The sequence below is a fragment of the Paenibacillus oleatilyticus genome, from assembly GCF_018998565.1.
In the GTDB taxonomy this organism is placed as follows: Bacteria; Bacillota; Bacilli; order Paenibacillales; family NBRC-103111; genus Paenibacillus_G; species Paenibacillus_G oleatilyticus.
On record NZ_JAHNZO010000001.1, the window covers coordinates 412774 to 425807 of the forward strand.

Annotated in this window: 10 protein-coding genes, 1 pseudogene and 1 riboswitch; of the genes and pseudogenes, 3 read left to right on the forward strand and 8 right to left on the reverse strand. The window is 54.1% G+C overall.

Translation table 11 applies throughout. The annotated features are described in order from the left end of the window. Window position 1: 1 nt before the first annotated feature. The gene (locus KQX66_RS01850) at window positions 2-658 is read right to left on the reverse strand and encodes a succinate dehydrogenase cytochrome b558 subunit (RefSeq protein ID WP_216789039.1); all 657 of its coding nucleotides are present in this window, start codon (window positions 656-658) and stop codon (window positions 2-4) included. Between the two features lie 260 nt (window positions 659-918). Here KQX66_RS01850 and KQX66_RS01855 point away from each other — a divergent pair, with 260 nt between their 5' ends. Continuing rightward, complete coding sequence (locus KQX66_RS01855) at window positions 919-1827, forward strand: LysR family transcriptional regulator (RefSeq protein ID WP_216789041.1); 909 nt, start codon at window positions 919-921, stop codon at window positions 1825-1827. Between the two features lie 17 nt (window positions 1828-1844). Here KQX66_RS01855 and KQX66_RS01860 read toward each other — a convergent pair whose 3' ends face one another. From KQX66_RS01860 to KQX66_RS01870, 3 genes are read right to left on the reverse strand one after another with little or no spacing between them, the layout of a single operon-like run. Then, window positions 1845-3071 carry a cation:proton antiporter gene (locus KQX66_RS01860; RefSeq protein ID WP_216789043.1) on the reverse strand — a complete coding sequence of 409 codons (1227 nt, stop codon included), beginning with the start codon at window positions 3069-3071 and terminating at the stop codon, window positions 1845-1847. Window positions 3072-3124: 53 nt separating this feature from the next. Next, entirely contained in the window at window positions 3125-3787 is a 663-nt protein-coding gene (locus KQX66_RS01865; protein WP_036679370.1) for a potassium channel family protein, read from the reverse strand. 13 nt (window positions 3788-3800) lie between these two features. Further along, complete coding sequence (locus KQX66_RS01870; protein WP_216789045.1) at window positions 3801-5153, reverse strand: TrkH family potassium uptake protein; 1353 nt, start codon at window positions 5151-5153, stop codon at window positions 3801-3803. Window positions 5154-5219: 66 nt separating this feature from the next. Beyond that, window positions 5220-5364: riboswitch (cyclic di-AMP (ydaO/yuaA leader) on the reverse strand. Between the two features lie 1452 nt (window positions 5365-6816). On the opposite strand from KQX66_RS01870, the pseudogene KQX66_RS37200 reads away from it, so the two are divergent. Next, window positions 6817-7062 (forward strand): annotated as a pseudogene (locus KQX66_RS37200) (CPBP family intramembrane glutamic endopeptidase); the annotation flags it as partial. Between the two features lie 106 nt (window positions 7063-7168). Here the strand turns inward: KQX66_RS37200 and uvrC are convergent. Beyond that, complete coding sequence (gene uvrC / locus KQX66_RS01880) at window positions 7169-9256, reverse strand: excinuclease ABC subunit UvrC (RefSeq protein ID WP_216789047.1); 2088 nt, start codon at window positions 9254-9256, stop codon at window positions 7169-7171. A 90-nt stretch (window positions 9257-9346) separates the two neighbouring features. Beyond that, on the reverse strand, window positions 9347-9664 hold the full coding sequence (trxA, locus tag KQX66_RS01885; RefSeq protein WP_010493653.1) for a thioredoxin: 318 nt from the start codon (window positions 9662-9664) through the stop codon (window positions 9347-9349). 217 nt (window positions 9665-9881) lie between these two features. Here trxA and KQX66_RS01890 point away from each other — a divergent pair, with 217 nt between their 5' ends. Beyond that, entirely contained in the window at window positions 9882-10031 is a 150-nt protein-coding gene (locus KQX66_RS01890) for a YqzM family protein (RefSeq protein ID WP_216789049.1), read from the forward strand. A gap of 111 nt (window positions 10032-10142) precedes the next feature. On the opposite strand, the gene dnaI is transcribed toward KQX66_RS01890, so the two are convergent. Continuing rightward, on the reverse strand, window positions 10143-11099 hold the full coding sequence (dnaI, locus tag KQX66_RS01895) for a primosomal protein DnaI (RefSeq protein ID WP_216789057.1): 957 nt from the start codon (window positions 11097-11099) through the stop codon (window positions 10143-10145). 88 nt (window positions 11100-11187) lie between these two features. Then, complete coding sequence (locus KQX66_RS01900; RefSeq protein ID WP_216789063.1) at window positions 11188-12687, reverse strand: replication initiation and membrane attachment family protein; 1500 nt, start codon at window positions 12685-12687, stop codon at window positions 11188-11190. Window positions 12688-13034 lie beyond the last annotated feature (347 nt).

The following is a 13034-nucleotide window of genomic DNA, read 5'->3' on the forward strand; positions in this document are numbered from 1 at the left end:
CTTAACCTTTCGCCATTTTCGGCAGCTGACTGAAATCCGGATTCATAAATGCCGTCAAGGACAAAATAAACATGACGGACATCACCACGAACACGGCCATCCACACGTAAGTCGAAACTCGCTGCGCGCGCGGCCCCACGGTAATTCCCCAGCTGACGAGGAAAGACCACATGCCGTTGCTGAAGTGGAACACGGCCGCAACGATGCCAATACAGTACATAATGAAGTAAATAGTGTTGGTAGCGATCCCATGCATGTGAACGCCAATCGCCGCTTGCTCCACGTTGCCGAACGAGATTTGCAGACGCGTTTGGAAGAAGTGGAAGGCCACGAACAAGAACGTAATGACACCGGTTACGCGCTGCAAGAAAAACATTTGGTTGCGGAAATAGCCGTAGTTGGACACGTTGTTGCGCGCCGTATAAGCCACATACAAGCCGTAGATAGCGTGATAGGCGAGCGGAATCCAAATGCCGACAATTTCCAGCAGCAGCACGAGCGGCAGCTCATGCAGCCAGAACACTTGATCCAAAAAAGCCGCATGTCCGCCGCTGAACGCCTTGTAGTTCGTCAGCAGGTGCTCGATCAGGAAGAAGCCGACCGGAATAACACCAAGCAATGAATGCAGCTTCCGTGAAAAGTAAGAATTTTTAAACATTGAAACTAGTTCCCCCCTCAAATTAAAGCTTGTCACCGCTTCGTCAAAACCATTTACCATTGTACTCCCGCATATCGGGAGCGTCAACAAAAAACGCTATGCCTATTTTCGATGTTTCGACAAGCTTTTATACCGTTTGCGGCAAAAAATGTGAACAAGAAGTGACACATTCCATACTACTCCTGAATCGCTTATAATGGAAGTGCTGATTTTTTATATATGCTTATAACTTATTAACATATGAAGGACGGATACCCGCTATGGAGCTTATCGATGTATTTGCCACCGTCGTCGAGCAGCAGAGCCTGAATAAAGCGTCGCAGCTGCTCAACGTCTCCCAGCCCGCGCTGTCGCGTAAAATTATGCGGCTGGAGGAGGAGCTCGGCATTCAGCTCTTCGTCCGCAAAGGCAAGCGGCTGGAGCTGACCCGCGCCGGTGAAGTATGCTACGAGTTCGCCTTGGAGCAAAAGCGGCTGGAGCGTCGGCTGCACGAGAAGCTGCAGGCGTTCAAGACAAACGTCAAGCCCGCCAGCATCGTCATCGGAGCAAGCCTGACGACGCTCCAGTCGACGCTGCCCGACCTGATTACGATCTATACCCGCGAATACCCGAATACGGACATCAAAGCCGTTACCGGCAAAACGCACGAGATCGTGCCGCTCATCAAAGAAAAACGCGTGGACATCGGTCTCGTCGCCTCCATGATCGAAGACCCGTCCATCGTCTGCGTACCGTTATTCGACGACCCGCTCTGTCTGGTTCTGCCCGAGGGGCACCCGTTCGCCGACAAGGAGGAGCTGTTCATTCAAGATCTGCACGAGCTGCCGATGATCTTGTTTTCGCGGGGTACATGGTACCGCGTCTTGATGGATGAGATGTTTCACCGCTGCGGAGTCCATCCGGATGTCAAAATGGAGATCGACTCGTTCGAGGCGATTACCCGGCTCGTATCCACCTGCAAAACGGCAACGCTCTTGCCCGAATCGTATTTGCGGCGCAATCTGATCGAAGACAACGAGCTGACCGTGCGCTTCATTCCCGAGCTGGAGCAAACGAAAAGAACGACCTCTCTCCTGTTCACGGAGGAAGCCGTTCTTGAACCGTCCATCCGCCGCTTCATCGATCAAGCGGTCCGGCATTACCATACGGCGGACGAATATACATTATAAGAGCCGGGGACGAAGCGTCAGTCCCCCTTCTCCTCCAACCCGAGCCTGCGGGCGACATACGCCGTCGTTCCGGCCTGGAGCAGGATGGTCAGAAGTACGGCCAAAAACGTGACCGAGGCGATCACGTCCCCATACTTCACGCCCATCCCGACAACCATGCCCGACAATGCCGCCGGGATTACTCCCGTTTCGCGCACCCAGAACATGAATACAATCTCGTTGCGCTTCCATCCAGCCTTGCGGTCCGGAAGCGCGCATGTCAGTACGGTCAACGGGCGGGCAATCAGCATAAAGACGACGATGACGGCAAGACTCGGCCACAAGTGATCGAGAATGACCCGGAAATTCACTTGGCTGCCCAGCATAATAAAGATGAGCATCCGCATAAGTACGGTCATATTTTCGGTAAAATGGGCCATTTCGTGCAGCTTGTCGTCCAGCTCCAGCTTGAACAGCTCGTGATTGCCCCAGATGAGTCCGGCCACGAAGGTCGCCATAAACCCGCTGACGTGCAGCACGTCGCCAAGCCAATACGCGCCGAGCGCCGTAACGATCAAGGCGATGGTCGCATAATCCCGCAGCCAGCCGAGCTTGAAGTGAGCCGTGACATAGACCAGAACGAGGCCGACAAGCAAACCGACGACAATGCCGCCCACGGCAGTCTGCGCAAACCCGATCACACTCGCGCCAACCGACAATGCCTGTCCGCCTGTGATGGCTCCGAGCACCGAAAAGGTCAGGATCGAACCGGTCGCGTCGTTGAAGGCGGACTCGCTTTCGACCGTTTCCCGCACCTTCGGACGAATGCGCACCTGCTTGAAAACGGGAATAAGCGTCGCCGGGTCCGTCGATGAGATGATTGCACCGAGCAGCACCGCGTACATCATCGGGATGCCGAGCAGCCAATGTGCGGCAAAAGCAACAACGGCGCAGGTGATCAGAACCCCGGGCACACTGAGCAGCGATACGGTGATCCATACTTTGCGAAGCCCCGACAACTTGATATTCCGGCCGCCATCGAACAGAATAAGCGCCGATCCGGCCGTCAAAATAAACTGGTTCATAAACGAGCTGCTGGGCTCGTTGACCAGATGCATCCCTTGCCCCACGATAACGCCCGCGATCAAAAAAAGAGCGACGTCCGGCAGTTTCAGCCAGCTCGCTACTTTTCCGGAAATCATGCCGACGAGGAGGATAAATATAATAAGAAAGAGTACGTGTTCAATCATAACGCTATTTTCCATTAGTGCTCTTCGCCTCCTGAAAACTCGGCCCTGCTTCGGTCGACCGCGGTCTGCTACCGGATAACCTCGTTCTCGAACGTCTCGATCTGCTCATTCGTTCCAATGACGACCATCACATCTCGTTCTTCCACCATGTCTTCAGCTGTCGGAGCGATAATGACGCCGTTCTTCTTATTAATGGCAACGACGCTGCAGCCGTACCGCGCTCGCGGATCGAGCTCCTTCAACGAACGGCCGTTCAAGCTGCGCGGCACCGCAAGTTCGGCAATCGTATAATCCTTCGACAGTTCGATGTAATCGAGCAGATTGGGCGATACCAGTTGGTGCGCCACGCGGATGCCCATATCCCGCTCGGGATAGATGACGCGGTCCACGCCGATCTTTTGCAGCACTTTGCCGTGCAGCTCGGACAGCGCCTTGGCTACCACCATGCCGACACCGCTATCTTTTAACAGAATCGCCGTTAAAATACTCGCTTGAATGTCGTCGCCGATGGAAACGACAACGCAATCGAAATTCCGGATGCCGAGCGAGCGGATCACATCCTCGTCGGTAGCGTCCGCCACCACGACGTGCGTCAACTCGTCGCTCATTTCCTCTACCGCTTCTTCATCCTTGTCGATGCCCAGCACCTCATAACCGAGCTTGATCAGTTCCTTTGCAAGGCTGGAACCGAAGCGGCCGAGGCCGATGACTGCATACTGACTACGTTTCATTCGTTAGCTTCCCCTATCCGATCGTAATTTTTCCTTCCGGGTATCGGTACAACTCTTTTTCCGCTTTCGGCCCTAGCGCATAGGCGAGCGTAAGCGGTCCGAGACGGCCGGCAAACATAGTGAGAGAAATCATAATTTTCCCAAAAAATGAGAGCTCCGGCGTCACACCCATCGTTAATCCGACCGTGCCGAAGGCGGAAGTTACCTCAAACAGCAGTTTCAGGAACGACTGGCTTTCCGTCGTGGTGAGCAGCATCGTGACGAAAATAACGAGAAACAAGGCGATCATCGTAAGCGTAATGGCTTTAAGAATGCGGTCCTTGCCGAGCCGGTAATGAAATAGTACGATATCCTCTTTCCCGCGGATCATGGCGATCATTGCGCCGATCAGCGTCGTGAACGTCGTCGTCTTAATCCCGCCGCCCGTCGATCCCGGAGATGCCCCGATAAACATCAGGATGATGATAAAAAATTGCGACGCCTGACGCATGGCACCGATATCGACCGAGTTCGCCCCGGCCGTCCGCGGCGAAACGGATTGAAAGAACGAAGCGAGAATTTTGCCGGACCAGTTCAACGAGCCCAGCGTTTTCTGATTCGTAAATTCGAAAATAAAGATGACGACCGCCCCGATCACAATCAGAAGGCCGGTGGCGGACAGCACAACCTTGGAATGCAAGGACAACCGCTTATGCTTCCTGTAGTCGACGACGTCGGACATGACGACGAAGCCTATGCCTCCCAATATGATCAAGCTCATCGAAACGATATTCACGATCCAATCGTCCGCGTACGTCGTTAGACTCGTAAACGGAGCGACGACGGAGCCGAATAAGTCGAAGCCCGCATTATTAAAGAATGAGATCGCATGGAATATGCCGAAATATATGCCTTTGGCGATCCCCAAATCGAATGACCATCGAATGGAGAAAATAACGGCCGCCACGAATTCGATCGTAAGTGAATAAACGATGACGCGCCGGATCAGGCGAACGATCCCTTCCATACTCCCTTGGTTCATCGCTTCCTGCAAGATGAGCCGTTCTTTTAGCGATATGCGCTTTCGGAGCACGAAAGCAAATAGCGTCGCCATGGTCATAAAGCCGAGGCCCCCGACCTGGATCAAGGAAATAATGACAATTTGTCCGAACATGGAATAATGGCTGCCCGTGTCCACAACGACCAATCCGGTTACGCAAGTGGCGGACGTAGCCGTAAACAACGCGTCTATAAAGAGCGTAGGTTGTCCGTTTGCCGAGGAGATCGGTAAGGAGAGCAGAGTAGCTCCGAGCAGAATGATCGCCGCAAAGCCGATTACTAAAATTTGCGGCGGCGTCAGCTCGATTTTTTTGGCGATGGATTTCATCATACACCTCTGTTAACAGGTTTCAGGCAACAAAAAAGACACTGGAAACCCTAGTGTCATTGTAAAGGTTCCTGCAAAAAAAGCCTACGAGGTTAGCTGACGGATTCGGGTTTACAGGCACCCTATCCACAAGCCCTCCAAGGACTTGCGGAATTCACCCCTAAAATCATGGTTCCCCCGTTTTCGTAAAGAAATTCGGCTTGTTATTCAATTGATATGAATGAATTATAATCCCGTTTCGGCGGAAGTACAAAGCTGTTTTTGACTGAAATGGCACGAGAATTTGAACCTTTGGACAGATGTAAGCGCTCTTACACCTATGTCGCTTCGCTTTTCGCGTTTTTCCCCAGACATGCTCGCAATATCGATGGATTTTCTCGGAGCATGTATGCTAATTTAAAAGAATACACTGTTATTATTCCGGATCCGATAAGGAGCTCTTATGCTGAAACGATTTTTTTCCGCAACTCCCCTGCCGCTGCTTGCTGTCGTCGGTCTACTGCTGTACTTTGGCGTCATCATCGTCTCTCCTTTTTTTCGCGATACGGAGCAGGCGAACCAAGCCCCAACGAACGGCCCGGAAGTATCCAAACAGCAAGCGGCCGCGGCGGCAACCGACTTTGTGCGCAGCAGGTTCAAGCTATCCCCGGAGCCGCAGACGAGCGTGCTGTATCAAGCGTACACGGCCATTAGCGGCTATCTGCAAAAAGAACACCTGTACGACGAATACGCAAAGCGCTACGGCGACCATTATCCGCTTGAGTTTTACGAGGTCGAGATCAACGACAAGCCGAACGGAACAACTTATTATGTCGCCGTAAATTACAAAACGCTGCAAATTTTCGGTTGGGCGCGCAGCAAATCTCCGGTTGCGAAAAGCGACACGGTAAGCTCAGCCGAAACCGATCTCGCCCGATTGGCGGAGCGCACGATCCGGGATATGGGCTACGCACCGGAGCAGTTTATACGATCTGAGGACAAAGGCAAGGAACGTAACGGAGCTCTTGTTTATGTAAGCAAAACGGAGCAAATTGGCGAGGCGGGACTGGAGTTACGGCTCGACGTATCCGGTGGACAAATCGCGTCCTTTAAACCGGCTTTTCCGGCTCCGGAGAGCTTTATCTCTTGGCAGCAAGCCCAAGACGAGCGGTCGGCCCTGATGACAAGAATCAGCATGGGGATGTCACTGATGATGACGTTTGCCGCGTTGATCGTCATCATCCGTTATCGGAAGGAAATCCGCTTCGGGCGCGGCACGGTGCTGACGATGCTGTTTTTGGCCATCTACCTGACGAACAACTTCAATATGCTGCCGGCCTTCCGTACGATGCACGGAAGCGGCCCCTCAGAACCGGAGGCCGCTATCTATTTGGTCATTATGAATATTTTCATTACGCTGATGGCCGGCTCGACTTACCTTTCCTTCCTGGCCGGGCGGCAGCTTTGGCTGAACCGCGGCTGGAACGCGTGGCCGGTATGGCGCGATCCGCAGTTCGGAAGCGAGACGCGAACGGCCATGGTACGAGGCTACTTGATCTGCTTGTTCATCCTTGGCGTTCAGCAAGTGCTGCTCTTCATCGCCTCCGAGGCGTTCGACGTATGGGCCGTCAGCGAACCGGCAGACTCCATCTACAATATGCGCGTGCCGGGCTTATTCCCATTAATGGCTTGGGCTGCCGCGATATCGGAGGAAGCCGTCTACCGGCTGCTCGGCATTGCGCTCGTGCTCAGACTGACCCGCAGCCGGGTGCTGGCCGTGCTCCTGCCCAGCGTCATCTGGGCCATGAGCCATACGCAGTACCCGATCTATCCGGTGTACACGCGGCTGATCGAGGTGACGGTGCTCGGCTTGATCTTCGGATGGGCGTTTCTGCGGTACGGCTTCCTGACCGCTATGTTCGCCCATGCCGCTATGGACAGCATCCTGATGGGACTATCGCTTATGTATACGGGAGAGCCGCTGCAGATTGCCCTCGGAGCGCTATATCTCCTTGTACCCGCAGCGGTCGGATGGATCATTGCATGGCTTCACGGCCGGTTTCATCGGCGTCCGCCTGCTGCATCTCTTCCTGGAGCTCCCCCGCTTCCGGAGGCGAATCCGGATTCCGGCCGTTTAACGCCGATAAAATTTGGCCCGCCAGCTTTTCCCCGATCCCCAGAGGCTTGAAGTCTGCGACTTCGGCCTCTTTTATTTTTTTAAGCGAGCCAAAATGCTTCAGCAGCGCCTTGCGCCGCTTCTCCCCAATGCCGGGGATCGCGTCAAGCTGCGAGACGGTCATCGACTTGGCGCGGGTCTCCCGGTGGAAGGTGATCGCGAAGCGGTGCACCTCGTCTTGAATGCGCTGGAGCAAATAAAACTCCTGGCTATCGCGCGGCACCGGAACCACTTCGGCCGGGTCGCCGATCAGCAGTTGGGCGGTTTTGTGCTTCGCATCTTTGACCAAGCCGCAGACGGGAATGTAAAGCCCGAGCTCGTTCTCCAGTACGTCGATCGCTGCGGACATATGGCCTCGTCCGCCGTCGATGACGATCAGGTCGGGCATTTGCAGCCCTTCCTTGAGCACCCGCTCGTACCGGCGGCGCACCACTTCACGCATTGTTTCGTAATCGTCCGGTCCTTGGACGGTACGGATTTTGTACTTCCGGTACTCCTTACGGTCCGGCTTGCCGTTCGTAAATACGACCATCGCGGATACCGGGTCCGACCCTTGAATGTTCGAGTTGTCGAACGCCTCGATCCGGTGCACCGTTCCGATGCCAAGCCATTGTCCCAAATTCTCGACCGCTTTGACTGTCCGGTCTGCGTCGCGCTCGATCAGACGGAATTTTTCTTCCAACGATACGCGGGCGTTGTCGCATGCCATATCGACCATATTTTTCTTGAGTCCGCGCCGCGGAATATGCACTTTGACCTTGAGCCAGCTTTCCAGCGCTTCCTTCACATCGGTTTTGGACCCCGATCCCGCGGGATCGTCCGCTTCCGCCGGGTCATCGGCCGGCTCCGGATCAGAGTCTGCGGAATACGCTGTTCCGGCCTCGGCCACCATTTGCGCCGCCCTGTCTTCCATCGCCGGCCCCTCGACGGCTGCCGCCGCTTCCAGGTTTGGTTCAGGCTGCTGCCCGTCCGTCCATGCCGGAAGGAACACTTCCTTCGGCAGCGCCGGGTTCTCGCTGTAATATTGCGTCACGAACGTCAGGAAATCGTCATACGCTTCGCCGTAGTAGGGAAAGGACGACGCATGGCGCTCGATCAGCTTGCCTTGGCGCATATAGAGAATCTGTACGCACATCCAGCCCTTGTCCACGGCAAAGCCGAAGACATCGCGGTCCACAGTGTCCGTCGTCGTAATCTTCTGCTTTTCCATGACCGTATCGATATGCTGAATCTGGTCCCGCAGCTCCTTCGCCCGTTCGAAATTGAGCTCCTCGGCCGCTTCGTGCATTTTGCGGGTAAGCTCCTGCTTGATCTCGTTATGCCCGCCGCTGAGAAACCGGCTGATTTCATGCACCATCTTGTCGTACGTCTCCTGCTCGACCTCGTACTCACAGGGCGCGATGCATTGTCCAAGATGATAATAGAGGCATACGCGGTCCGGGAGCGTCTTGCATTTGCGGAGCGGATACAGACGGTCCAGCAGCTTCTTCGTTGCCCCCGCAGCGTACGGGTTCGGATAAGGGCCGAAATATTTGGCCTTGTCCTTCAGCACCCGGCGCGTCACTTCCAGCCGGGGATGCTTTTCGTTCGTAATTTTGATGTATGGAAACGACTTGTCGTCCTTCAGCAGAACGTTGTATCGCGGATAATATTTTTTGATCAGATTGCACTCCAGAATGAGCGCTTCCATGTTATTGGCCGTAACGATGTACTCGAAATCGACGATATCGTTTACGAGCAGCTGCGTCTTGATCGTATGGCTCCCCGTAAAATAAGACCGCAGCCGGTTGCGCAGCACCTTGGCCTTGCCGACGTAGATGATTGTGCCTTCCCGGTTTTTCATCAGGTAGCAGCCGGGCTGCTCCGGGACGAGCGACAGCTTGTTTTTGATCGCTTCCAGTATTTTTTTCCGGTCCTGGCGATCCGGTTCCCCTGCATATTCGGTCAACGAATTCCTCCCCTTTCCCAACGGCAAAAAGCTCTTTTTCCAGCATAGCAGAAAAAGAGCTTTTTCTCACGCGATCCGCAGGCTGCCAAATTATTGATGGCGGCTCAATACGTTTTTCAGCGCATCTTTGGACTGGAAGCCGACGATTTTATCGACCGGCTGGCCGTCTTTGAACACGATCAGCGTCGGAATGCTCATTACGCCGAAACGGGAAGCGGACTCCGGATTGTCGTCCACGTTCACTTTCGCGATTTTCACGCTTTCGCCGATTTCTGTATCCAGCTCCTCCAACACGGGAGCAATCATTTTGCAAGGTCCACACCAAGGTGCCCAAAAATCTACAAGAACCGTACCGGATCCTTCTACTTCAGTTGAGAAAGATTGGTCAGACACATTAACGATAGCCATGATTCAATTTCTCCTTTTGCGGAAATAATGTCAACATGTAAAGTATACCACATCGAGAGCCTTTTTCAACCGAGCCAAAGTTTGCACAATTGTCACTTTACATCCTTTACAATGGAAGGCGATTTTGGGTATACTAGCCGTATATGAGTATCGCTAAGCTGCCTAAGCTGTGCCGTCAGGCGGCTTTGCCCGGCACAACCCTAAGGAGGAACCTTGTATGAACGACTCGACAAGAAATCCCGAACTGCACGTGTACGAAGAACAACGGAATGACTTTATCGACGTTGCTACGGGCTTCGGCGTTTTCTTCGCCATCCTGCTCGTGATCGGCATCATCGCGACAGCGGCTTCGCTTATGATGAAGTAATGAGGGCCCGGCCGTTGCGAAAAGCCTCTGCTTGATCTCCGTTTCCGGAGGGCGGCAGAGGCTTTTTTGTGCATCTTCCATGCTGAGCTAAAAGAGCGCGGCCCCTTAGGATCAGGATCGCGCTCCCCGTTTGTTATACCCGTTGACCATGACCACGTCGACGAACGGCCGAATCCGGTCCATGATGCGCCGTCCTTTGAACTCCTCGTCTCCGTCCTTGCTGGTGAAGCTGAAATGCTTCTCCAACGCGTCCAAATCGTGATTGGACGTGAAAAACGTCGGTTTGCGGTTCATCCGGTAGTTCAGAATCGCCCCCATCACATGGTCGCGAAGCCACGGATTCAAATTCTCCGCCCCGATATCGTCGAAGACGAGCAGGTCCGTTTCCTTCAGCACATCGATCGTTTCCTTCAGCTTAAGCGGATCTTGGAACATCGTTTTCAGATCCTCGGCAAAATCCGGCATGTACACAATCGCCCCGCTGTAGCCTTCTTTTGCCAGCTCATAAAGCAAATAGCACATCAGAAACGTCTTGCCTGTTCCGAAGTTACCGGCTAAATAGAGGCCCGTTGGCTGAAGCCCCTGTTGACGAATAGTTACAATATATTGCATAATCCGGCCGACCGCTTCTTCCCGGTCCGGATCTTTATCGAAAATTTCGAGCGACGAGTACCCTTGGGACAGCGCCCGCTCGTCCACATAGAAGCTCCGAATCCGGCTTCGTACCGCGTCCTGCGTCGATTTGGCGATAAATTTCTTGCATGCGACCTTCTGGTCGTACACCCGGGTCCAATCTTCTCCGGGTTCGACGTTAAGCAACGTGTAATGACCTTCCATATCGTTCGGGCATCGATCCAGTCCCGGGCAATTGTTGCAATTGTTATATTCCTTAATATATTGGTGCAGCTTGTTCAAATTCAGCTTGATCGTCTGGCTGTCGAGCTCCGGGTGTTTGGCTCTCAGCTTGACGATCAGCGGATCGGACGCAACTTCCCGCACCTTATTTTCCGCCTGCTGCAGCAACTGACGGCCCTGGCCGCCCCGCAAAAGTTCCCCAAGCGACTCCATCCGCTGCACCTCCCCATTGATTGCCAGCCGTGCATCGCTGACGCTTCTCTAGTATGATTGCGTCCTCTCCAGTCCTCTCTCAGGACTTCTATAGCTTGCCGTCGAGCTGCTGCGCCATTTTACGGAGCGCTTCCCGCTCGGCGGAAGACAGCGTTTTGGCTGCCGGCGTATCCTTGACGATCGGAATGACCGGCTTCTGCCGCCCCCGGCCTCCCCGGGCCGGAGCGCTCGTACCGCTTGCGCCTGCGCTGCGGCGCGTCCGCTGCTGCTCCTGAAACTTCATTTGCTCGCGGATGTACTGAACCGCTTCTTCGAACGTATTGACCTGCTTGGCCAGCATGTCCGTGACGCTGAACTCGATGGACGCTCTCGACCAGGAACGCTTATTGACATACATGTAATGAATCAGCACATTCATAACTTCCTCGCGCAGGCCGTAGTTCAAATCGACCTTGGCCAGCGTATCAAGCAGCCCGTCCGGGATCGAGCCTTGGCTGAAAATCTTCTCCAGCAAAAACGTATACGGCTCATTGCGCAAAATGTAGTTGTATTGGTGCTGGTTGCATTCCCCTTGAAACAGGTCGGGCACTTCGAGGTAATATTCCATCTCGACGATCTTGTCTCCCGTCGGTGCCGGACTCTCGCTTGCGCGTTCCGCCTCGCCGGTTTTGTCCGCAATCCTCGCCATATACCGCGTCCGCTCTTCGGTCCGCTTTTTGTCCTGCCGGAACACTTGGTTCGCCTTGTGCTGCAGCAGCTCGAGCATAATCCGTCCGTCCTCGTCGAACACGCCGTCTTCGTCCAAGAGCCGGCACACGTCGGTCAGGAACAGGTTGTACTTTTTCGCCACAAAATTGATCGTCGCCAGCTGCTCCGGCTCGTATTTGAGCCGCTCCACGAAGTCCCGGTTTACCGACTCCCGCGGGAAATGCATAATGATCTCCGCATATTGGTAACCCTTGTATATGACCTCCGGCTTCGCTTCGGCAGGCTTGGCCGCCGCCGATTCGAAGAACGCCTTCTCCAGCTCGTGATCGATCACCTGCGTGTTCAGACGGAACAGCTCGTAGAACGGAACGGACAAATTTTCGGTATTGGCGTCCGCCATTTCCTTCGCTTCCGGCAGCACCAGCTCGTCCCGCAGCGCAAACACCGCATATTTGCCGACCTTGTCCCGCAGCAGCAGCGTCAAATGCTGATTCCGGAAAAATTCCGTCGGCGGCAGCGGCGCAAACAGCGTGTACTCATACACATAATCGTCCGAAGCGGCCGCAAACCGGCGCGATGTCTTGAGCAGTCCCACTGCTTCCAGCCTTGAAGTCTGCTCGATGAACAGCTTCCGGCCGTTCTCGCTCGCTTCCAGCTCCAGCGCCAGAAACAGCTTGCGCTGCTGCTCCATCGCCGAATGCCCGACTTTGTCCGCAGGCAGCTGCTGGAACAGCGTCATGTATACGCTGACGGCGTAAGCGCCGATCATCGGCTGATACACCGCGGCCATCATCTTATAATCCAAGCTGCTCAAAGCGAAATCCCGCACGACATAGAAACGGTGATATTCGGAAAAATGCAGCAAATTCGTTATCCGCATTCAGTCAAAACTCCATCCGTAATTCAAGTGTTTACCCTCCATTTTATCACACAAATCGACAAAGAGGATAGGAGGAAAAAGCAGGCTTTTTGGGGTTGGCAGAGGTAGTTTTTGATGGGGCGAGGATTAGGGAGTTTCGCTGCGAGTCGTGCTGACTGCCTCCGGCCGCTCTTAAAATCGGATTCTATTTAACTTACCTTGCGGTAAGAATCCGATTTTAAAGGCGGCACGTAGACTCTCCGGCAGTCACACGACTCTCCGCTCCACACCCCGTTCCCCCATAAAAAACATAGGCCCTGCCAAACGGCAGAGCCTGCTTTGAAAAGAGTAAGAAAAACAAAACCCAA

Excerpts from the sequence above, each read along its gene's own strand:
- KQX66_RS01850 (WP_216789039.1), bottom strand. The coding sequence starts at position 658 with ATGTTTAAAAATTCTTACTTTTCACGGAAGCTGCATTCATTGCTTGGT.
- KQX66_RS01855 (WP_216789041.1), top strand. The coding sequence starts at position 919 with ATGGAGCTTATCGATGTATTTGCCACCGTCGTCGAGCAGCAGAGCCTG.
- KQX66_RS01860 (WP_216789043.1), bottom strand. The coding sequence starts at position 3,071 with ATGGAAAATAGCGTTATGATTGAACACGTACTCTTTCTTATTATATTT.
- KQX66_RS01865 (WP_036679370.1), bottom strand. The coding sequence starts at position 3,787 with ATGAAACGTAGTCAGTATGCAGTCATCGGCCTCGGCCGCTTCGGTTCC.
- KQX66_RS01870 (WP_216789045.1), bottom strand. The coding sequence starts at position 5,153 with ATGAAATCCATCGCCAAAAAAATCGAGCTGACGCCGCCGCAAATTTTA.
- trxA (WP_010493653.1), bottom strand. The coding sequence starts at position 9,664 with ATGGCTATCGTTAATGTGTCTGACCAATCTTTCTCAACTGAAGTAGAA.
- KQX66_RS01890 (WP_216789049.1), top strand. The coding sequence starts at position 9,882 with ATGAACGACTCGACAAGAAATCCCGAACTGCACGTGTACGAAGAACAA.
- dnaI (WP_216789057.1), bottom strand. The coding sequence starts at position 11,099 with ATGGAGTCGCTTGGGGAACTTTTGCGGGGCGGCCAGGGCCGTCAGTTG.
- KQX66_RS01900 (WP_216789063.1), bottom strand. The coding sequence starts at position 12,687 with ATGCGGATAACGAATTTGCTGCATTTTTCCGAATATCACCGTTTCTAT.